Below are 21333 nucleotides of genomic sequence, written 5' to 3' on the forward strand. Positions count from 1 at the left end.
GCGGTGGACCGCCGCGCTCCGCCCGTATCCCGTCGCGTCACACAGAGGAGCCCCGACCGTGCGCGAAGAAGAGACCCGGCACGACATCGTCGTCGTCGGTGGCGGGCTGGCGGGCGTGTGCGCGGCGATCGCCGCCGCCCGGCTCGGCCGGCGCGTGGCCCTGATCCACAACCGCCCGGTCCTCGGCGGCAACTCCAGCAGCGAGGTGCGTGTCTGGGTGTGCGGGGCGACCGCGCACGGGGTGAACCGCTGGGCCCGCGAGAGCGGCATCATGGGCGAGCTGTACACCGAGAACCAGTACCGCAACCCCGAGGGCAACCCGTACTACTGGGACCAGGTCGTCCTGGACGCGGTGCTCGCCGAGCCCCTGCTCGACCTGTATCTCCATACCGATGTCCGCGAGGTCGAGGCGGTGGGTCCGGCCGACGCCCGGAGCGTGCGCGGCTGCACGGGCTGGATGATGGGCTCGGAGCGTCGGATCACCTTCCGCGCGGAGCAGTTCCTCGACTGCACCGGCGACGGGCTCCTGGGCCACCTGGCCGGGGCCCGCTACCGCATCGGCCGTGAGGCGCGTGCCGAACACGGTGAGCCCTGGGCGCCGGAGGAGGCCGACGGGGCTCTGCTCGGTTCCACGATCCTCTTCCACACCAAGGACGCCGGCCGCCCGGTCAAGTTCGTGGCACCCGCGTACGCCCGCGACCTCGCCGGCACGCCGATCCTGCGCAACCGGGTGCTGCGCACGGGCGACAACGGCTGCGACTACTGGTGGATCGAGTGGGGCGGCGAGCTCGACACCGTCCACGACAACGAGCGCATCCGCGACGAGCTCCAGGCCGTCGTGCTCGGGATCTGGGACCACATCAAGAACTCCGGCGAGTTCCCCGACGCCGAGAACCTCACCCTGGAGTGGGTCGGCAGTCTCCCCGGCAAGCGCGAGTACCGGCGCTTCGTCGGCGACCACGTCCTGACGCAGCAGGACATCCTGGAGCAGCGGCCGTTCGAGGACCGGGTCGCGTTCGGCGGCTGGTCGGTCGATCTGCATCCGGTGGAGGGCATGTACGCGGACGGGCCCGGCGCGCGCCAGCGGTACGCGGACGGCGTCTTCCACCGCTGCGCTGTCTGTACTCGGTGAACGTGTCGAACCTGCTGTTCGCCGGGAGGAACATCTCCGCGACCCACATAGCGTTCGGCGCGACCCGGGTGATGGCGACCTGCGCCACGCTCGGCGAGGCCGCGGGAACGGCTGCGGCACTGTGCGTCTCCGAAGGGCTGACCCCGCGCGAACTGGCCCTGAAACAGCCCGAGTCCGTGCGGCGGACGCTGCTGCGGCAGGACGCTTCCGTCATCGGGGTCGCCGACGACGACCCCGGGAATCTGGCGCTCGGCGCCGTGGCGACGGCCTCCTCCCACCTGTCCGGGATCGCGGCGGAGCCGACCGCCGCCGAACCCGGTGAGCGGTATCCGCTCGGAAGCGACCTCGCGCTGCTCCTGCCCGCCGATCCCGCGGTGGAGTCCGTCGGTCTGCTCGTCCACGGGGGCGGAGCACCGGCGGAACTCACCGTCGAGCTGTGGGACACCGGACGACCGGAGAACGGCGTTCCGCTGGGTCACCTCATGACGACCGGGGTGACGGTGCCGCCCGGTGGCCCGCACTGGGTCACCGCGCGTTTCGGCCACCGTCCGCCGGCCGCGCACAACGTCGTCGTCATCGTGCGCGCCCACCCCGGGGCCGCTCTCGTCCTCGTCCCGCGCCGCACGGACGGAGTGCTCGCGCTGCGCCGCCGGGCCGAGGGGGACGCGGCGGTCGACCACGACATCCCGGAGGAGGAGGGCCAGGCGGTACTGGAGTGGCAGGCGCGCGGCCTGCGCCGGCACACGTTCTGCTTCCGGCTCTCCCCCGACACCCACGCCTTCCGCCCCGAGCAGGCGGTCGGCGGCTTCCAACGCCCCTACGGCGGCCCGCGCATGTGGTCGTCCGACGCACTGCCCGGCCCGGGACGGGACGGCACGGGCTCGGGCGGCTCGGTCTCGGGCGAGGACGGCACCTGGCTGCGGCTGGACTGGGAGCAGGAGCAGGAACTCAGCGAGTTGCGTGTGGTCTTCGACGACGACGTCGACGAGTACCTCAACAACCTGCACCGCCACCGCACCCCGTTCGAGGTGATGCCGGAACTCGTCCGTGCCTATCGCATACAGATGCCGGGACCGGACGGAACCTGGCACACGCTGGTCTCGGAGACGGACAACCGGCGCCGCCACCGCGTGCACCGGCTCGCCGGGCCGGTGCACACCCGCGCCCTGCGCCTGGTGGTCGACGCGACACACGGCGCGCCGCGTGCGCACGTGAGCGCGTTCAAGGCATACGGCGGGGCGCACTGAGCGGCGGAGCCATGGATTCTGGTGCGTCCGGACTGCCCGGTCAGTCCCGCCCCCCGCCCGGTCCGGTCCGGGCCGAGCGAGCGTGCTTGAGCCAGATGCTCAGCTCCTCCTGGCGCGGGGCGAGTGTCAGGCCCGTGCAGGGATGGTCGAAGACCATGACCGGGCGGCGTGCGTCCCAGCCCGGCCAGCCCGGATCGCCCGTGGCCGCGAAGGCGGTCCAGGCCCGGTGCATGGTGTCGGCCAGCGGCTGAGGGGCGCCCGGCCCGCTGAGCGACTCACCGTGGCGCAGGTTGTCGAAGACGAACCCGATCTCCAGGGCATGGCACGCGCCCAGGTCCCGCACGGGCGAGCGCCAGGCGAACTCGTACAGGAACGTGCGGGCCGGCCGGGAGTCGGCGAGGCGGTTGAGCGGGCCCCGCAGTAGCAGGTCCGTGGCCATCTCGCCGAGGATCTCGCCCGGCCGCGCGCCGGGCCGGGACGCCCGGTACAGCCGTGCCGCTCCTGCCGGGATCCGGAACCTCAGCAGGGCGAGCCGCAGCGTGAGCCGGTTGATCCGGTCCACCGTCCCGTTCGGCACGAACCACAGGCGGTACTCCTCACGGTTGCAGCCCAGCAGCAGATCGACCGTGGGCGACGGCGGGCCGGCCGGGATCATGTCGTCGTCGGCCACGACGGCGAAGCCCGGTCCGCCGCTGATCGGATCGGCCCCGCCGACGACTTCGGCCTGCGCGTCCAGCAACCGCTCGCGGTCCACCGCCGCGAACGCCTCTGCCGTGGCGGGTACCCGCAGTGCCTTGGCCATCGCGCGTACGGTCCTGGCGCCCCGGCCCCGGGCCACTGTGTGCGGCGCGCCGCTCTGCAGGATCGCCCGGTGGAAGAGACCGGCGGCGCGCGGGGCGGCCAGCAGGGCGGAGATGCTGACGGCCCCGGCGGACTCGCCGCACAGCGTGACGCGGCCGGGGTCGCCGCCGAACGCCGCGATGTTGTCCCGCACCCAGGCCAGCGCCGCGATCTGGTCCAGCAGGCCCCGGTTGTCGGGAGCGTCGGGGAAGACGCCGAACCCCTCGACGCCGAGCCGGTAGTTGACGGAGACCAGGACCACGCCGTCCCGGGCGAAGGCCCGCCCGTCGTACAGCGGCATGGCGGACGAGCCGTTGCGCAGCGAACCCCCGTGGATCCACACCATCACCGGCAGTGCCCCGCCGGTGGATTCCGGCGTCCAGATGTTGAGGTTGAGGCATGCGTCGCCCGGGACGGTCACTTCCGGGATCAGCTCGTCGAGGGGTGGCCGGTAGGGGCGTTGCGGCGCGGTCGGCCCGTACTCCAGCGCGTCGCGCACCCCTTCCCAGGGCTCGGCGGGCGCGGGGGCGCGAAACCAGTGGGGGCCGAACGGCGCGGCGGCGTAGGGAATGCCGAGGAAGGCGGCGACTGATTCCCGGACGCGGCCGCGGACCCTGCCCTGGCGTGTGGTCGCGATGATGTCCATGTGGGTCCATTCGGGAGGCGGGTCCGGCCGGGGCCGGGGCACCGCGGGCGGCGCGGTGCCCCGTTAACCGGGCCGGGCGGCTTACGGGGTCGTGACCGGGACGTCCAGCGCCAGGTCGTTGCGGCGGACGTCGGACCAGGTGGCGCTGTCGGTGCAGATGCCGCAGCCGGGGCCGAAGAACTGGGCGCGGGCCGCCTGGTCGCCCATGAGCTGGGCCCGGAACCACGCCGTGGTCGGTGCGGCGAACGGGCCGGGGTCACCCACGACGGTGAAGTGGTCGGCCCCGCGCACCTCGGCGTAGAGGGCCGGGATGTGGTCCGCGGCGTTGTAGAAGGCCTTGACGAGGAAGGGGAGGACGATGCTGTCCTTCTCGCCGGCCAGCAGGAGCGCCGGGACGTGCACCGCGTGGATGTCGGCGAGCGGTCCGGGCTGGATCGGCAGGATGGCGTCGATGCGGGGATCCGCGCCCACGACGATGGCTGCCGCACCGCCCTGCGAGTGCCCCGAGGCGCCGATGTGCTCCAGGTCGACGTGGTTGAGGAAGCCGCTGTCCGGGTCGGAGTTCCGTCGGGTCAGCATGTCGATGCCCGCCCGCATGGAGATGCCGAGGTTGGACTGCGTGGTGTTGGCGGCGGCGACGATGAACCCCTGGCTCGCCCAGTGCAGGAGCAGGTCCCGGTAGACGAGCGGAACGGCGCCCGTGCCGTTGCCCCACACGATCACCGGGAAGCGGCGGCCGCTGTTCGCGATGTCACGCGGGTAGTACAGCGTGGTGACCGCTCCGACCTCCACCGCGGTGGCGTACGGGCCGGGGGCAGCGTAGTCCACTGCGGAGACGGCGTCGGCGGCCGTGGCGGCACGGGCCGGGGCGGATGCCGAAGCGGCGCCCGATCCGGCCGGCACCGACAGGGCGAGGGTGAGTACGGCCAGCGGGGCGAGCAGGTTCCTTTTCCATGACATGGCGACTCCTGGGTGGGGGCGGACCGGATGGTTCATCCGGATCACTTCGGTGTTGGACTGCGCTGCCTGCGGCGGCGGATGCCGGCCCGGTCCCGGCTCCGGCACGCCCCGGGACGTGTCAGGCGGAAAAGGTTTCGCCGTTGGCCTCGACGGCGAGTTCCCGCTTGAGGATCTTGCCGGTGGAGGTCAGGGGCAGGCTCGCGCGAAACTCCACGCTGCGGGGGTATTTGTAGGCCGCCATGCGCTCGCGGCACCAGGCGATCAGCTGCGCCTCGGTGAGGTCCGTGCCGGGCACGGGGATGACGAAGGCCCTGACGTCCTCGCCGTGCGTGGGGTGGGGCACTCCGACCACGGCGGCCATACTCACGGCCGGGTGGGTGATCAGCACCTCTTCGATCTCGCGCGGGTAGACGTTGAAGCCGCCGCGGATGATCAGGTCCTTGACCCGGTCGACGATGTAGTAGTAGCCGTCCGCGTCACGCCGGGCGATGTCGCCGGTACGGAACCAGCCGTCCCGGATCACCGAGTCCGTGTCGTCGGGCCGCAGGTAGTAGCCCTTCATGACGTTGTGCCCCCGGATGGCGAGTTCGCCGGGGCCGTCGCCCGGAACGCTCCGCCAGGAGTCGTCGATGAGCCTCATCCGCACGCCCCACACGGGCCGGCCGATGGACCCGGGCCTCGGTGGCAGTCCGGGCGGGTTGAAGCAGGCCACCGGAGAGGTCTCCGAGAGGCCGTACCCCTCCTGCACGTCCACGCCGAACGCCTTCCCGAACCGCTGGAGCACCTCGACGGGCAGGGCGGCGCCCCCTGAGACGGCGGTGCGCAGCCGGTCCGGCGGTGCCTGGTCCCCGAGTGCGCCGAGCAGGGCCCAGTACATCGTCGGGACGCCGGCGAAGAACGTCACGCCTTCACGGCGCATCAGCGCCAGGGCCTCGCCTGCGTCGAAGCGGGGCTGCAGGACGAGCGTGGCGCCCCTGAGCAGGCCCATGTTCATCACCGCGCTCTGGCCGAAGGCGTGGAACAGCGGCAGCGAGGCCAGCATCACCTCGTCCTGAGCGGTCGCGAACAGCCGGTCGGCGACCATCGCGTTCATCGCCAGGCTGCGGTGGGTGAGTTCGGCTCCCTTGGGCCGGCCCGTCGTGCCGCTGGTGTAGAGGATCACGGCCGTGTCCTCGGCGGCCGTGGCCACCGCTTCGGCGGATGGCGCGGCACCGGGCCGTGCGCCGGCCGCGCCCTCCAGCAGCAGGAAGTGCTCGCAGCCGGCCACTTGGTCGAAGCCCTCCCGGCCCACCCGGGCCAGGGGCAGCTCGGGGGTGCCCTCGAAGCAGAGGAAGGCCTTGGCGCGGGAGTCGGTGAGGTGGTAGGCGACCTCCTGCGGGCGCAGCAGCACGTTCAGGGGCACCACGACCGCCCCGGTACGCAGGATGCCGAAGTACGCGGCCGGGAAGTCCGGCACGTTCGGACAGGACAGCGCCACCTTGTCGCCCCTGCCGATGCCGTGGTGCCGCAGCCGCGCGGCGACGTCCTGGGACCGTGCCAGCAGCTCGGCGTAGGTCAGACGGGTGTCGCCGAGGACCACGGCGGTCCGCTCGGGGTGTTCCTGGGCGCTGTGTTCCAGCAGGGACGACAGGTTCAGCATCGGTTCTCCTCAGCGGCTCGTGAGGAAATGCTGGGGCACAACCGGGCGGTCCGGTGTTGGGCGGACGACCCCGGATACGGCGGCTGCCTTGTGCGACGGCACAACCGCGGGCGGGAAGGCGAACCGTATGCTGACCGGCATGCCAGAGCAGCATGCCGACGGCGGCGTCACCGTCCCTCCACTGTTGTCGGTGTGCGCCGCGGACCTGCTGGACCGGGTCGGCGCCCTCGCCGACGACCTGTTCCGTACGATCACCGCCGAGATCGCTCCGTACGCACGGCTGGGCACTGAACTCGCCGCCGAAGTACGGGACTTCAACGAGCGCAATCTGCGCGAGCAGCTGACCTTCATGGCACGCCGCCGTCCGGTGTGCATGGACAGCACCCGGCAGTGCGTGCGCCGCCGTGCCACGCAGGGCATTCCGCTCGACGCGGTCCTGCACGCCTTCCGCATCGGCTTCCGGCTGCTGGCGAACGCCCTGATCGAACGTGCCAAGGAGCAGCCCGCCGCGACGATGGACGACATCGCGCAGGCCTCCATGGCGACCTGGTCGCTGCTGGACGCCGCCTCGCAGACGGTCAACGATGTCTACCGGGAGACCCTCGTCGGCCTGGCCCGCGCCGATGAGCTGCAGCGGCTGCTCCTCCTCGACGCGCTCCTCACCGGCAAGAACGCCGACTGGGCGATGCTCGGCGGGACCGCCGCCTCGCTCGGCCTGCCCGAGCAGGGGCCGTACCTCTGTGTCGTCGCCGAGCACAGCGACGTCACCACGATGGAACAGGCCCTGCTGCGCAGTGGGCTGCGCTCGGCGTGGCGGCCCCGGCCCGACGGCCTCGCCGGGATCGTCGCCGTGCCCGACCCGGCCCACGCCGTCCATCCCGCGCGTACGCGGGCGAACGGAGCGGCGTCGGTACTCGAAGCCGTCGCCGGCGCGGCCGCCGGACGGGCCGGGCTGAGCCCCGTCTACACCCGGCTGCGGGAGAGCGCCGACGCCCTGCGCCTGGCCACGCTGGCGCTGTCCTCGCTGCCCGCCGGCGTGCGCGGGGCGGTCACCCTCGATCACGACCCCGCCGCGGCCCTGGTCGCGGCGGGGCACGAGCTGGCGTTGCGGATGGCCGTCACCCTGCTGGATCCGGTCCTGGCCGCACCCGACCGCAAGGACCTCATGGAGACGCTCACCGCCTGGCTGGAGTCCGGCAGCGGGTCCACGTCCGAGATCGCGGAGGTCCTCTACTGCCACCGCAACACCGTGCGCAACCGGCTCGACCGTGTCAGCCGCCTCACCGGGCGTTCCCTGCTCAGGCCGGCGGACGTAGCCGCCCTCTACGCCGCCGTCCGGGCCCTCGCGCTCCGGCCGGGCTGACCGGGCGGGTACTCCTACGAGTCGCGCTCCGGCACCGGGGGCCCGGCCGGGTCCGGGCCGGGCGGGTTGCCGCGACGGGTGGACAGCCACTCGTGGACGGCGAGAGCGGTCGTACCGGCATGCTCCTCCAGCATGGTGAAGTGGTCGCCCGGCACGGTGACTTCCGAGTGCGGCAGGCTCCAGGTGTCCGCCGCCTCGATCCCGGGCAGCGGGTCCCGGGCGCGGACGAAGAGCGTGGGAGCCGACAGCTCAGCGGGCTCCCAGCCGGAGAACCGTTCCAGGTAGCCGGCCATCGCCGTGAGCCGGACGGATTCCGCCGGGGCGAACCGGGCCGCTCTGTCGAGCATTCCGACGGTCATCGCGGAGAGCGCGGGCCCGTCGCCGCCCCCGCCGACGCTGTCGCCGGGGAAGGTGTCGATCAGGACGACGGCGGACGGGCCCGCCCCCATGGCCTCCAGGTGCTCGGCTACGGCGTGCGCCGCCCAGCCCCCGGCCGAACGCCCCAGCAGCGCGAACGGCTCGCCGTTCGAGCAGGCGAGGACGGCGGCTGCCTGCGCCGACACGAAGGCGTCCAGTGTGGCGGGCAGGGCCTCGTCCGGCAGGAATCCCGGATTCGGCAACACCTCGGCAGGCCGCAGGCCCTGGAGGGTCATCCCGAAGCGGGCGTACTCGTGCGGGCCCGAGAGCGCGCTGAGTGCCGGGAAGCAGAGCAGCCGGGGAAGGGCGGGTCCGGTGGCGACGGTGATGGCTGCGGGCGGGGTGCCGAGGGCTTCCGCGCTGTCGAAGACCTCGCGGAAGCGGGAGGCGATCGTCAGGAGTGCCATGCCGTCCCATGCCTTGCCCCGCGCGCACGCCGTACGGAAGAGGGCGGACAGCGAGTCGGCGGCAGAACCGCCGGTCGCCGCGCCCCCTTCCGGGGCTGCGTCCGTCGCTCCGGCCGGTGTCACGGGCCTGGTGGCGAGGGTGTTCGGAGCGTTCCTGGAGAACTGTTCCGCCAGGTGGGCCGCGACCGCACGCGGTGTGGGGCGGTCGAACAGGAGCGTGACCGGCAGGGCGAGACCGGTCACCGTGGCGAGGCGGTTGCGCAGTTCGACCGCGGCCAGTGAGTCGAGGCCCAGCTCCGCCAGTGGCCGGTCCGCGTCGACCGCGGATCCTCCTTCGGTGTAGCCGAGCGCCGCGGCGGCTTCCTCGCGTACTGCCGACAGGAGCAGTGCGCCGTGTTCGCCGGCGGGCGCGGCGGCCAGCCGATGCGGCAGCGACGCAGCGCCCTCGGGTTCCGGGAGCGCCCGGCGGACGGGCCCCTGGCCCGGCATGCGGGAGAGCGGCGCCCCGGGCGGCGCGCTCGCCTCCGGGTTCAGGCGGGCGGCGACCAGGACCGCGTCCCGGCTTCCGACTGCCGTGTCGAAGAGCGCGAGGCCCTCCTCGGTCCGCAGCGGGACGAGGCCGGACCGGGCCATCCGGCGCAGGTCGGCGCTTCGCAGTTCGGCGGTCATACCGCCGCTCTGCTGCCAGGGCCCCCAGACGAGGGAGGTAGCGGGCAGACCGGTGCTCCTGCGGTGCCGCGCCAGAGCGTCCAGGAACGAGTTGGCCGCCGCGTAGTTGCCCTGTCCACCGGATCCGAACACCCCCGCCACCGACGAGAACAGGGCGAAGACCGCCAGGTCGCTGTCCCGGGTCAGCTCGTGCAGCGCGAGCGCCGCGTCCACCTTCGGCCTCAGTACGCGGTCCAGGCGCTGCGGTGTGAGCGCCGCGATCACGCCGTCGTCGAGCACGCCCGCGGTGTGCACCACGCCGGTCAGCGGGTGCTTGTCCGGCACCTGCGCGAGGAGTGCGGCGAGCGCGGTGCGGTCGGCGACGTCGCACGCGGCCACCGTCACCTCGGCGCCCAGATCGGTCAGTTCCGCGCTCAGTTCGGCGGTGCCGGGCGCGTCGGCGCCGCGCCGGCCGACGAGCAGCAGGTGGCGTACGCCGTGCCCGGTCACGAGGTGGCGGGCGAAGGAGACGCCGAGGGAGCCCGCTCCCCCGGTGATCAGGACGGTTCCCTCGGGATCCAGCCGGCGCGGCGGCGCCACGTCGGTCGCCGTGCGGGAGGCTCGTACCAGCCTCGGTACGTACGCGATTGCGTCCCGCACGGCCGTCTGTGGTTCCGGACTCGCCAGGGCCCGCACCAGGGCTGGTTCGGACGCCGGGCTGTCGTCGGTGTCGACCAGTGCGAAACGGCCGGGGTTCTCCGTCTGTGCCGAGCGGAGCAGGCCCCATACCGGCGCGCAGACGAGGGCGGTGTCGCCCTTCGCGATGCGGTCGTCCGGCTCCGCTCCGGTGACGACGGCGCCCGAAGTCAGGATGACCAGGCGGGAGTCGGCCAGGCGTTCGTCGGCGAGCCAGTCCCGCACCAGCGCCAGCGCCCATGCGGCGGTACGGTGTGCCGCCGACGCGCGGTCCGCGCCGTCCGCCGCGGTGAGCGGCGGGCGGGCGACGACGACGGCCGGTGCGTCGGCGCCCGCCGACGCGGGGTCCGCGTACGCCTTCGGCCGGACGCCCGACCTGCGGAGCGTGTCGCGCAGTCGGGGGCCGGGCTCGCCCAGGACGCCCCACGTACCCGGCGCCGTGGACAAGGCGGTGGAGCCGGGCAGGCGCGTCCAGTCCAGGCGGAACAAGCAGTCGTCGTGCGCCCGGACCGCGTTCAGCTGCTCGCGGGGAACGGGGCGCAGGACCAGCGACCGCACCGTGGCCACCGGGGCTCCGGATGCGTCGGTCAGCTCGATCCGTGCCCCGTTCTCCGCCTTCGGGGAGACCCGCACCCGCAGCCGGCGCGCCCCGGACGCGTGGAGCCGCACACCGCTCCAGGCGAACGGCAGCGACACCTCGCCGTCCTGCGGCGCGGCTTGTCCGAGCGTCATGGTGTGCAGCGCCGAGTCCAGCAGGGCCGGATGCAGTGTGAACCGGCCGGCGTCGCCGTGTTCCCCGGGCGGGAGCGCGACCTCGGCGAGGAGGTCGTCACCCAGCCGCCAGGCGGCCCGCAGGCCCTGGAAGGCGGGGCCGTAGTGGAGCCCGCCGTGGGCGAGCCGGTCGTAGAAGCCTTCGCCGGGACCGGCGTCGAGCGACAGCGGGACGGCGCCCGCGGGTGGCCACGGGCCGGGTGCGGGGTCGGGCTCCGGCAGTTCCTGGGGCGCGAGGGTCCCGGAGGCGTGGTGGCGCCAGGGTGCGTCGTACCCGGAAGTGTGCGGCCGGGCGTGGAAGACCACGGCCCGCCGGCCGCGTTCGTCCGGACGCGCCACCTTCACCTGCAGCTCGACCGTCGCGTCCCGGGGCAGCGACAGGGCCGCCGTCAGGGTGAGTTCCTCCAGTACCGGGGTTCCCACCCGGTCGCCCGCGTGGACCGCCATGTCGACGAACGCCGTCGCGGGCAGCAGCACGGCGCCCAGCACCATGTGGCCGGCCAGCCAGGGGTGGTCGCCCAGGGAGAGCGGGCCGCTCAGCAGCAGGCCGCCGTCGTCCGCCGTCGAGGTGGCGGACCGCAGGAACGGGTGGGTCCCGGTACCCGGCTCCACCGTGGCTTCCGGCCGGTCGGCCTCCAGCCAGTACCGCCCGCGCTGGAAGGCGTACCTGGGGAGTTCCGTACGGCGTGCGCCGCTTCCGGCGAAGACGGCGTGCCAGTCGATGCCCACCCCGTGGGCGTGCAGTGCGGCGACGGTGGTGAGCAGCGCTTCGGGCTCCGGCCGGCGCCCGCGCAGCGTCGGGACGACCAGCGGCTCGGGCACGGCGGCGTCCCCCGGCCGCGCGGGGGCGCGGGTGTTGTCGGTGAGGCAGTCGCGCACCATGCCCGAGAGCACGCCGTCCGGGCCGAGCTCCACGTAGTGGGTGGCGCCGCGCTCCCGCAGGAACCGGACCGAGTCCGCGAACCGGACCGGACGGCGTACGTGGCCGACCCAGTGGCCGGGCGAGCACAGTTCCGCGTCCGTGGCGGGCCGGTCGGTCACGGCCGTCACCAGGGGGACCACCGGCGGGGAGTAGGTGATCCCACGGGCCACCGCGGCGAAGTCGTCCAGCATGGGTTCCATGCGGGCGGAGTGGAAGGCGTGGCTCACCCGTAGCCGCGTGGTGTCACGGCCCTGTCCGCGCCAGTGGGTCATCGCCTCCACTACGGCGGACTCGTCGCCGGAGAGGACCACCGAGCGGCCGTTCAGGGCCGCGACGGACATCTCCCGCTCCCGGCCGGCGAGGAAGGCGGCGATCTCGTTCTCGCCGGCCTGGACGGCGGCCATCGCCCCGCCCGTGGGGAGTTCGTCCATCAGACGGCCCCGTGCCGCCACCAGCGTGCAGGCGTCGGAGAGGGAGAGCACCCCGGCGGCGTGTGCGGCCGCCAGCTCTCCGACGGAGTGCCCCGCCACGAGGCCGGGACGTACGCCCCAGGACTCCAGCAGCCGGAACAGGGCCACTTCCAGGGCGAACAGCGCGGGCTGCGCGTACCGCGTCGTGTGCAGGAGCCCTTCTGCCTCCGGTGTCCCGGGGCCCGCGAACACCACCTCCCGCAGCGGCCCGGGAAGCAGTGGATCCAGCAGCGCGCAGGTCTCGTCGAAGAAGCGGGCGTAGGCGGGATGGGTCTCGTACAGTTCCCGGCCCATGCCGGCGCGCTGGCTGCCCTGGCCGGTGAAGAGGAAGACGACCGGGCCCGCCGCGCGGGGGCCACTACTGCTCACGTCCGGCCGCTGCCGGCCTTCGGCGACCGCGTCGAGGGCGGCGAGCAGCCCGTTCCGGTCGGCGGCCACCGCCACCGCGCGGTGCTCGAAGGCGGCGCGGGTCGTGGCCTGGGAGAAGCCGAGGTCCAGCAGGCTCGTGCCGGGGCGGGCGCTCACGTCGTCGTGCAGCCGCCGGGCCTGCGCCCGGAGTCCGTCGGCGCTCCTCGACGACAGCGGGACCGGCACGGGGGCGCTGCCCCGCACGGCCGGGGTGCTGTTGTCCGGAGGGCGGCGGTCCGCTTCGGGCGGCTGTTCGAGCACCACGTGGGCGTTGGTCCCGCTGATCCCGAAGGAGGACACGCCGGCCCGCCTGGGCCGGCCGGTCCGGGGCCACGGCACCGGCCCGGTGAGCAGCGACACCGCTCCCGACGCCCAGTCCACCCGGGGTGTCGGCTCGTCGGCGTGCAGTGTGCGGGGCAGCACGCCGTGCTCCATCGCCTTGACCATCTTCATCACCGCGGCCATGCCCGCCGCGGCCTGGGTGTGGCCGAGGTTCGACTTGACCGAGCCCAGCCACAGCGGGTTCTCCCGCGCCCCGGCCTGCCCGTAGGCGGCGAGGAAGGCCTCCGCCTCGATGACGTCGCCCAGCCGGGTGCCGGTGCCGTGCGCCTCCACCGCGTCGATCTCGGCGGGCTGAAGCCGCGCGTCGGCCAGGGCCTGGCGGATCACCCGTTGCTGGGCCGGTCCGTGCGGTGCGGTCAGGCCGTTGCTCGCACCGTCCTGGTTCACCGCGGAGCCGCGCACCACGGCCAGTACCCGGTATCCGGCACGTCGCGCCTCGGACAGCCGGGTCAGCAGCAGCATTCCGGCACCCTCGGCCCATCCGGTGCCGTCCGCCGACGCGGCGAACGCCTTGCATCGGCCGTCCGCGGCCAGCGCGCGCTGTCTGCTGAACTCCACGAAGGAGTTGGGGCCGGACATGATGGTGACGCCGCCCGCCAGGGCGAGTGAGCACTCGCCCCTGCGCAGCGCCTGGCCTGCCAGGTGCAGGGCCACCAACGACGACGAGCACGCCGTGTCCACGGTGATCGCCGGCCCTTCCAGGCCGAGGGTGTAGGAGATGCGGCCGGAGGCGACGCTGCCCGCGTTCCCGATTCCGAGGTGGCCCTCCACCTGCTCGGGTGCGCGGGCGAACCGGTCGGCGTAGTCGCTGTACATGAGCCCGGCGTACACACCCGTGGACGTCCCGCGCACGGTGCCGGGGTCGATTCCGGCATGCTCGAAGGCCTCCCAGGCGACTTCGAGCAGCAGCCGGTGCTGGGGGTCCATCGCCAGCGCCTCGCGGGGGGAGATGCCGAAGAACGCCGGGTCAAAGCGGTCCACGCCGGACAGGAACCCGCCCTCGCGCACGTACGTCCGGCCGGCCCGCCCGGGGTCGGGGTCGAACAACCCCTCGATGTCCCACCCCCGGTCGGTGGGGAACGGTGTGATGGCGTCGACCCCGTCGTCGACGAGCCGCCACAGGTCCTGCGGGGACTCCACGCCGCCCGGGAAGCGGCACGCCATCCCGACGATCACCACGGGGTCGTCGTCGGTGCCGGTCCCGTGCGCGCGGGTGGTCGCGGAGCCGGCCGGTTCGCCGGTGGTGAGCCGTGCCCGGAGGTGGGCGGTCATCTCCGCCGTGGTGGGGAAGTCGAAGGCGGCGGCCTCGGACAGCGAGAGGCCGGTCGCCGCCGAGAGGCGGCCGGCCAGCGCGGTCGACGTCAGCGAGTCGAGGCCCAGGTCGCGGAACGCGGTGCCCGGCTCCACCTCTTCGACGGCGCAGCCCAGTACGGCGGCGACCTCACTCCGTACCAGAGCCGCCAGATCCAGCGGTCCCGTCCCTGCGGGCGAGGCGGTGCCGGCCTCCAGTGGCCTCGACGGCAGACCGGCGAGGGCGTACCTCCTGGGCTTCCCCGAGGCGGTGCGCGGGATCGCGGCGACCTCGTGGAAAGCGGCGGGGACCTTGAACGGTGACAGGTGCTCGCGGCAGGCGGCCAGGACCGCTCGTCCGTCGAGGGTGCCCGGTGTCTGCGGCACGAGGTAGGCGACCGGCACCTCACCGAGTACGTCGTCGGGGCGGCCTGCCACCGCGGCGTCCTCGACCTCAGGCAGCGACAGGAGTAACGCCTCCATCTCCGAGGGGTGGACGTTCTCGCCGGCGCGGATGATCAGTTCGCTGACCCGGCCCGTGATGGTGACTTGGCCGTCGTCATCGATGCGGGCGAGGTCGCCGGTGCGGTACCAGCCCTCGCGCAGGACGTCTGCGGTGTCGTCGGGCCGGCCGTGGTACCCGGCCATGACGCCGGGCCCGGAGACCCACAACTCGCCCTCACCCGGGGCTGCGCCGCTGCTCGCGCCGCCGTCGGTTCCGTTCGTCCGGTTGGTTCCGTGGTTTCCGACGGTTGCGTCGGTTCCGTCGCCGAGGCGTGCCCGGGTGCCCGGCAGGACCCGGCCGCACGAGCCGGCCGGACGGGCGGCGCCCGGGACCGGCATGGTGACGGGCCCCGCCTCGGTGCTCCCGTAGTGCTCGATGAACGGGACCCCGCAGGCCTCCTCGAAGGCGCGCCCGAAGGAGGGCGCCGCCGCTACGCCTCCACTGACGCAGCCCCGGAGCGCGGGGGCCCGCAACCCTTCGCCGCCCACGGCGTCCATGAGCTTGCCGTACGTCGTCGGCACACCGGCCAGCAGTGTGAACGGGTCCTCCGTCCGGCGCAGTTCACCCAGTACGCCGGTCACGGAGAACCTCGGCAGGATCACGGCGGAGGCGCCCGTCGCCGTCACGCCGATGACGCAGAGGATCTGGCCCATGGCGTGGTGGAGGGGCAGCGGCCAGAGCAGCCGGTCGTCCCGGGACAGGCCGAGGACGTCGACGAGGCCGGACGCCACGCTGGACAGGCGGTTGCGCTGCGTGGACAGCACGCCCTTGGGCGCACCGGTCGAGCCGGAGGTGTAGAGCAGCCATGCCACCTCGTCGGGCCCGAGGTCGTCCGGAGCGGGGGCGGGGGGTTCGGTGGCGGCCAGGTCCTCGTAGCAGAGCATGCCCGTCGTCCCGGCTGCGGCATCACCACCGCCACCGCCCGCATGGACGAGTACCACGCTCAGGTGCGGGCGTTCCGGCAGGAGTTGGCGCAGCGGGCCCAGATGGGGCCGGTCGGTGATGACGACCTTCGCTCCGCTGTCGTCCAGCATGTGGGCGAGCTCGGCCGGGGTGCTGCGCGCGTCCATCGGCACACCCACCGCGCCCGCTCTGGTGACGGCGAGAACGCTCTCCACGGCCTCGACACGATTACCGAGGAGGATCGCCGCCCGCTCGCCGTGCAGCAGCCCCAGCCCGGCCAGATGGCCGGCCAGCCGGCCCGTCCGCGACTTCAGCTCCTCGTAGGTCACCCGGGACCGGGAGTCCTGGAACGCGACCTTGGGGCCGATGCCGCGCGCATGTTCCTTGAGCAGCTCGGGCAGTGGCCGGATCTGGGCTGCGTGTGATGTCACCGGGACGAACACATCCTCATCGGGCGGTAGTTGATGTGGGCGCAAGTATGGATCGGCAGGCGGTTGAGCCCGTCACATGCTCGAACCAGGCGTGTTGGCGGGCCGCGGAGATCCTGACCGTCCGATGGTTGGCTCGTTCCCGTCCGTGGATGTCCGGTGCCTGTTCCGTTTCTCGCGGTTCGGACCGATGCTGGCCGGGACGCATACGGGTGGGGCGGGCAGGCAGAGGAGCGCGTGTGACGGTCAGGGCATCGGACGGAGCGGACAGCGGTCACGAGAAGCGGGCGGGAGCAGGGGCGGTCGACGAGGTGGCGGCGGCCGGGGCTCAGGAGGCGATGACGCCCTTCGACGAGATCTACGACCGGCCCGATCCCCGGGCCTTCTTCGGCGCCTTCCGGCCGCTGGGCTACCGGACCCCGCACCATGCCCAGCAGATCCACCGCCGGCTGATCGCGACCGGCGTGTGCGGGGCAGGGGCCGGGGCGGTCCTGGACATCTGCTGCTCGTACGGCATCAACGCGGCTCTGCTGAACCATGATCTGACGCTGGATGAGCTGTACGACCACTACACATCGCCCAGGGCCGCGGCGATGACGACCGGGGAACTGGCCTCCTGGGACCGTGAGTTCTACCGTTCCAGGCGGCGCCCGGACGCGGTCCCCGTGTTCGGGCTCGACGCGGCGTCCAACGCCGTCGCCTACGCACGCGAGGTGGGTCTCCTGGACGAGGCCTTCGGGGAGAACCTGGAACTCGCGCCGCCCTCCGACGCCCTGTTGCGGGCGGCCCGGCGCGTACGTCTGATCACGGTCACGGGCGGCGCCAGCTTCCTGTCGTCGCGCACCTTCCGGCCACTTCTGGAGGCGGCCGAGGCCCCGGTCTGGGTGGCCTCGCTGGTGCTGCGTACCGGCTCCTACCGGCCCATCGCGGAGTGTCTGGATTCCTTCGGGCTGGTCACGGAGAAGGCTGTCCCCCACACCTTCGTGCAGCGGCGCTTCACCGGCCCAAAGGAGCAGGACTTCGCCGTCGAGGCGGTGACCGCGACCGGCGACGACCCCCGGGGGAAGGAGACGGACGGCCATTTCCACACCGCCGCCCATCTCTCCCGTCCCGCCCGGGACGCCCTTTCGTTCCCGGTCACCGGCCTCGTTCGCGCCTCCTGAGCGGCTCACGCGCCTGGGGTGGGCGGCAGCTGGGCCGGCTCCGTCCGCGGCCAGGTCACCAGAAGACGCTCCGGGCTGCGTGAGGTGGTCCCCACCCGCCAGTTGACGGAGTCCGGCGGCTGCGCGAGCCGGAGCCCGGGGAACCTGGCCGCCAGGCGGTGCAGGGCCAGCTGGAGTTCCGTCCGGGCCAGCCAGGCGCCCAGACAGTAGTGCGGTCCGGCGCCGAAGGACAGGGTGGGGGCCTCCAGGGGCGCGAACAGGTCGTCCGCCGTGCTCGGCGGGAAGACGGCGGGGTCGCGGTTGGCCATGCCGCAGTCCGCCAGGACCACCGCTCCGGCCGGGATCAGCACGCCCCCGACGTCGACGCCCTCGGTCGCCCGGCGGGTGCTTCCGCGGTCGTCGCCCAGGGGGATCAGGTGGAGCAGCCGATCGGCCAGCGCGCCGGACTCCTCCCCCGCGACCGCGAGGAGCGGCCAGGCATCCGCCCTCTCGGTGAGCAGGTAGAGGAGCGAGTTGCCGAGCATGGTCATCGTGCTGTCGTGTCCGCCGACCACCAGCCCGCAGACGAGGCTGACCAGTTGCGCCTCGGGGATGCCCCCTTCCTCGTCGGCGGCCCGGACCAGGCCGCTCACCAGATCGTCCCCGGGCTCGCGCCGCCGTGCCCCGAGGAGCTGTGCGCCGAACTCGGAGAACTCGGCCATGGCGGCGCCCACCTCGTCGCCGCAGCGGGAGCCGTCCGTGAAGGCGTGATCGCTCCAGTGGCGCATCCGCTCGCGCGCGGACTCGTCGAGTCCCATCAGCCGGCTGATCACCGCCACCGGCAACGGCAGCGTGAACTCCGCGACGATGTCCACCGGGCCTTCGCCCCGGTCCAGTCCGTCCAGCAGCTCCTCCACGATCGCCGCGATCCAGGGCTGCCACCGGGCGACGGCTCTCGGCGTGAACGCACGACGCAGGGTGCGGCGCAGCCGCAGGTGCTCGGGGCCGTCCTGGTTGAACATCAGGTCCGGGTCGTTGACCAGCCCAGGCGTCTGGGTGACGGACGGCCCGTCCGGCGCGTACAGCTCGGCGCGGCCGAACCGGCTGTCGCTGAGCACCTGCCGGACGTCGGGGTACCGGCTGACGAGCCAGGCCGGTGAGCCGTCCGTGAGCTCGGTGAGCCGGGGCGGGCCCGGGGTGGCGAACTCCATGCGATGGAGCGGGGCCAACAGCGGTTGGGGACCGGCACTGTTGCCTGTGCCGACTGCGGTGGACAAATTATCTCCTGGCGGTACGGGTACGGAGGTCCGGCGGAGGGCCGGGCCGGAAAGGCGCGGAGGGGCACGCTTCGGCGTCACAACTCGACCAGCACCTTGCCGTGGTTGGCTCCCCGGTCGTGGTACAGGCTCCCGTAGGCCGCGGGGATGCGGTCGAAGCCCTGGTGGAGGGTGTGGTCACAGACCACCTCACCCCGCCGGATCCTGCCGCCCAGCTCGGCGTGGAGCGCCTGCCAGTTCTCGTCGGTGAACCACTCCAGGGAGAAGATCCCGCGCACGGTGGTCCGAGGGAACATGATGTACGGAAGGAGCCGGGGGCCGACCGCGTCCTGGCCGACCTGGGTCGCCCACTGCCAGCACACCGCCACCTGGCTGCCGACGTTGAGCATGGAGAAGACCACGTCGGTGACGGCTCCGCCGAGGTTGTCGAAGTAGCGGTCCACGCCGTCGGGAGCCGCGCGGGCGAGCGCGTCGCGCACGCAGTCGGCGCTGTCCCCCTGCCGGTAGACCACGACCTCGTCGAACCCCAGCGCCGACAGGTACCGCGCCTTGTGCGGGCTCGACGTCGTGCCGACCACACGTGCTCCTGCGAGCCGGGCCAGTTGGCCGACCAGGGTCCCCACCGCGCCCGACGCGCCGCTGATCACCAGGGTGTCCCCCGGTCCGGCGTCGAGGAAGGTGGCGAGCGTGCCCCAGGCGGTCATGCCCGGTCCGCCCATCGCGCTCAGTGCCGTCGCCAGGGGCAGCGCGTCGTCGTACCAGCTCGGGTCGAGACGGCGGAAGGCGGGGAACACCATCGGGAAGGTGCCCGTCTGCCACAGGGATTCCACTCCGGTGCTGACCAGGTGGGACCGCCAGCCGCCGAAGCCCTGCACGAGATCTCCCGGCCGGTGCGCGGCCCTCGGGCCCGCGTCCAGCACTTCCATGATCGAGTCGGCGCCCATGTGCCGGCCCAGCGGGGTGTCCAGCGCGATGCCCTGGAGGTAGGGGTCGACCGAGACGTACAGGGTCTTGAGCAGCATCTCGTCGGGTGCGAGGTCCACGTCGATGTCGCGGACGGTCTTCTCGTAGATCCGGTCGACGTCGGGGGTGCCCTCGACGTGTTCGCGGACGACCCACTCCTTGATCTTCACTTCTGCTCCTGTTCCGCACCGGTGGGGACGAGGACGGTCGGGGCGGGGCGCTCGGGGCGGCCTCCGACCGGAATGACGAGATGGGTCGGCGGCGGCCCGTGTTCGTCGAGGGACGCGGTGAACGCACGTCCGTCGTCACGGCAGACGAACTGCATGACGTGCCGGCCCGCCGCCGCCGCGCGGATCAGTCCGCCCGTCGTCGCCCACACGCCGGACAGGTAGAAGTTCTCCAGGCCCGGGAGCCCGGGGCCGTGCTTCTTGACGAGTTCCTCCAGGGTTTCGCCGCTCTCCACGAAGGGCTGCCATCCAAGGACGGTCCCGTCGTGGTTGCCCGTGTATCTGACCTGGGTGAGCGGGCTGGACACGTCGCGTACGGCGATGGCGTCCCCGATGCCGGGGTAGCGCTCCTCCAGGAACTTCACGAGCGCCGTGCGTGCCCGCCGTTTGGCCGCGTAGTAGCCGCGGCCGTGGCGCACGGGGAGCGTGTGGAGCTCCTGGCCGCCCCGGCTCCGGGTGATCTGCTCCGGCCCTTCGTCCAGGGCGCGCCAGGGGGCGATGTCACAGAAGTAGGTGGCGTAGACGACGCTCGTGCCGGCCGGCGAGAGCTCGGGGTAGTGGCGGCTGCGGAACTGGACGTTGATACTGCGGTGGCGGATGCCGGTCAGTTCGGCCGCCTGTGTCTCGTCCAGCAGGTATGTGGTGCATGGATCACCCTCGGGGAAGGGCCGTTTGAGGCCCAGGAAGAGGGTGAAGTAGCCGGGGAACACCATGCCCGGTTCGTTGAGCGTTTCGGTGTAGAGGCGCCGGTAGGCGTCGTTCAGATAGCGGCCTCCCAGTAGTTTCATCATGGTGGTGGGCCCGTCACAGGCGGACACGATGATGTCCGCGCGCAGCTCCCGGCCGTCGCTGAGGCGGACACCGACCGCCCGGTCGTCCTCGACGATCACCTCCTCGACCTTGGTGTTGTACGTGACCCGGCCGCCGAGCCTCCGGTAGCGCTGCTCGATCGACTCGGCCAGGCCGAGCGATCCGCCCTCGGGAACGCCCGCCGAGAGGTTGGCGTGCGAGGCGAGCTGGAAGTGGGTCGGCAGTACGGGGAAGGCCGGGTGCTTCTCGTACAGGACGAAGTTGAACGCCTCTCTCAGGAGCGGGTCCTTGAACCCGGCCGAGTACTCCGACATCAGCACCGAGATCGACTTGCGGACGGCGTTGAAGTACGGGACGAACGACGCCAGCATGCGCCATCGCTCCACCCGCCCCATCAGTCCCACCGGTTTGAGGAACGGGTAGACGGCGAGCGCCTTGCGGAAGGAGCGCAGCTGCCGGCAGAACTCCCTGATCTGTTTCGCGTCGGCGGGTGAGAGCTCGGTGAGGTGGTCCTGCAGCCGGTCCGGGTCGGAGTAGAAGTAGACCGCTCTGCCGTCCTGGCCCCGCACGATGTTGAACACGTCGAAATGGCGTACCTCCTTGCCCTGCAGTGCGCCCAGCTCCAGCCAGATCTGGTGCATCTCGTTGCCGGGGCCGCTGCCGAGCATCCAGCTGACGCAGGCGTCGAGCGTGAAGTCGCCGCGTTCCCAGGCGGTGCAGCAGCCTCCCGGGATCTCGTGCATCTCCAGCACCTGGGAGCGGTAGCCGTTCATCTGCGCGTAGCAGCCGGTGGAGAGGCCGCCGAGCCCCGCACCAATGATGATCATGGTCTGTCTGTCGTGCGGCGCCCGCGCCGAAGGCCTGTTCGTCACTGTCCTGT

Annotated in this window: 11 protein-coding genes; 4 read left to right on the plus strand and 7 right to left on the minus strand. The window is 72.9% G+C overall.

The window, feature by feature from the left end; genetic code table 11:
* Window positions 1–58: 58 nt before the first annotated feature.
* Both EDD93_RS40865 and EDD93_RS40870 read left to right on the plus strand, forming a co-directional pair.
* Window positions 59–1132, plus strand: a complete 1074-nt coding sequence (locus tag EDD93_RS40865) for an FAD-dependent oxidoreductase (protein ID WP_260256055.1) — start codon at window positions 59–61, stop codon at window positions 1130–1132.
* Window positions 1133–1134: 2 nt separating this feature from the next.
* Entirely contained in the window at window positions 1135–2379 is a 1245-nt protein-coding gene (locus EDD93_RS40870; RefSeq protein WP_260256056.1) for an FAD-dependent oxidoreductase, read from the plus strand.
* A 40-nt stretch (window positions 2380–2419) separates the two neighbouring features.
* On the opposite strand, the gene EDD93_RS32970 is transcribed toward EDD93_RS40870, so the two are convergent.
* The 3 genes from EDD93_RS32970 to EDD93_RS32980 all read right to left on the minus strand — a co-directional run bounded on the left by EDD93_RS32970 (window position 2420) and on the right by EDD93_RS32980 (window position 6464).
* Entirely contained in the window at window positions 2420–3865 is a 1446-nt protein-coding gene (locus tag EDD93_RS32970; protein WP_123529607.1) for a carboxylesterase/lipase family protein, read from the minus strand.
* An 81-nt stretch (window positions 3866–3946) separates the two neighbouring features.
* Window positions 3947–4825, minus strand: a complete 879-nt coding sequence (locus EDD93_RS32975) for an acetylxylan esterase (protein ID WP_123529609.1) — start codon at window positions 4823–4825, stop codon at window positions 3947–3949.
* Window positions 4826–4943: 118 nt separating this feature from the next.
* Window positions 4944–6464 carry a long-chain fatty acid--CoA ligase gene (locus tag EDD93_RS32980; protein WP_123529611.1) on the minus strand — a complete coding sequence of 507 codons (1521 nt, stop codon included), beginning with the start codon at window positions 6462–6464 and terminating at the stop codon, window positions 4944–4946.
* 139 nt (window positions 6465–6603) lie between these two features.
* On the opposite strand from EDD93_RS32980, the gene EDD93_RS32985 reads away from it, so the two are divergent.
* A complete protein-coding gene (locus tag EDD93_RS32985) occupies window positions 6604–7827 on the plus strand; it encodes a CdaR family transcriptional regulator (RefSeq protein WP_148083920.1) in 1224 nt (407 codons plus the stop codon).
* A gap of 14 nt (window positions 7828–7841) precedes the next feature.
* Here EDD93_RS32985 and EDD93_RS32990 read toward each other — a convergent pair whose 3' ends face one another.
* Complete coding sequence (locus EDD93_RS32990) at window positions 7842–16037, minus strand: type I polyketide synthase (protein ID WP_311318349.1); 8196 nt, start codon at window positions 16035–16037, stop codon at window positions 7842–7844.
* 236 nt (window positions 16038–16273) lie between these two features.
* On the opposite strand from EDD93_RS32990, the gene EDD93_RS32995 reads away from it, so the two are divergent.
* The gene (locus tag EDD93_RS32995) at window positions 16274–17197 is read left to right on the plus strand and encodes a hypothetical protein (RefSeq protein ID WP_260256057.1); all 924 of its coding nucleotides are present in this window, start codon (window positions 16274–16276) and stop codon (window positions 17195–17197) included.
* Window positions 17198–17202: 5 nt separating this feature from the next.
* On the opposite strand, the gene EDD93_RS33000 is transcribed toward EDD93_RS32995, so the two are convergent.
* From EDD93_RS33000 to EDD93_RS33010, 3 genes are all read right to left on the minus strand, one after another.
* Entirely contained in the window at window positions 17203–18387 is a 1185-nt protein-coding gene (locus EDD93_RS33000) for a cytochrome P450 (protein WP_123531535.1), read from the minus strand.
* A 143-nt stretch (window positions 18388–18530) separates the two neighbouring features.
* On the minus strand, window positions 18531–19586 hold the full coding sequence (locus EDD93_RS33005; RefSeq protein WP_123529614.1) for an NADP-dependent oxidoreductase: 1056 nt from the start codon (window positions 19584–19586) through the stop codon (window positions 18531–18533).
* Window positions 19583–21280, minus strand: coding sequence for an NAD(P)/FAD-dependent oxidoreductase (locus EDD93_RS33010; RefSeq protein ID WP_123529616.1), 1698 nt, complete (start codon window positions 21278–21280; stop codon window positions 19583–19585). Before EDD93_RS33010 ends, EDD93_RS33005 begins: the two co-directional genes overlap by 4 nt.
* Window positions 21281–21333: the final 53 nt, after the last annotated feature.

Source organism: Streptomyces sp. 840.1 (assembly GCF_003751445.1).
In the GTDB taxonomy this organism is placed as follows: Bacteria; Actinomycetota; Actinomycetes; order Streptomycetales; family Streptomycetaceae; genus Streptomyces.

Bases quoted from the DNA above. Each gene is read 5' to 3' on its own strand.
- EDD93_RS32970 (WP_123529607.1), bottom strand. From the start codon at position 3,865: ATGGACATCATCGCGACCACACGCCAGGGCAGGGTCCGCGGCCGCGTC.
- EDD93_RS32975 (WP_123529609.1), bottom strand. From the start codon at position 4,825: ATGTCATGGAAAAGGAACCTGCTCGCCCCGCTGGCCGTACTCACCCTC.
- EDD93_RS32980 (WP_123529611.1), bottom strand. From the start codon at position 6,464: ATGCTGAACCTGTCGTCCCTGCTGGAACACAGCGCCCAGGAACACCCC.
- EDD93_RS32985 (WP_148083920.1), top strand. From the start codon at position 6,604: ATGCCAGAGCAGCATGCCGACGGCGGCGTCACCGTCCCTCCACTGTTG.
- EDD93_RS33000 (WP_123531535.1), bottom strand. From the start codon at position 18,387: ATGGAGTTCGCCACCCCGGGCCCGCCCCGGCTCACCGAGCTCACGGAC.
- EDD93_RS33010 (WP_123529616.1), bottom strand. From the start codon at position 21,280: ATGATCATCATTGGTGCGGGGCTCGGCGGCCTCTCCACCGGCTGCTAC.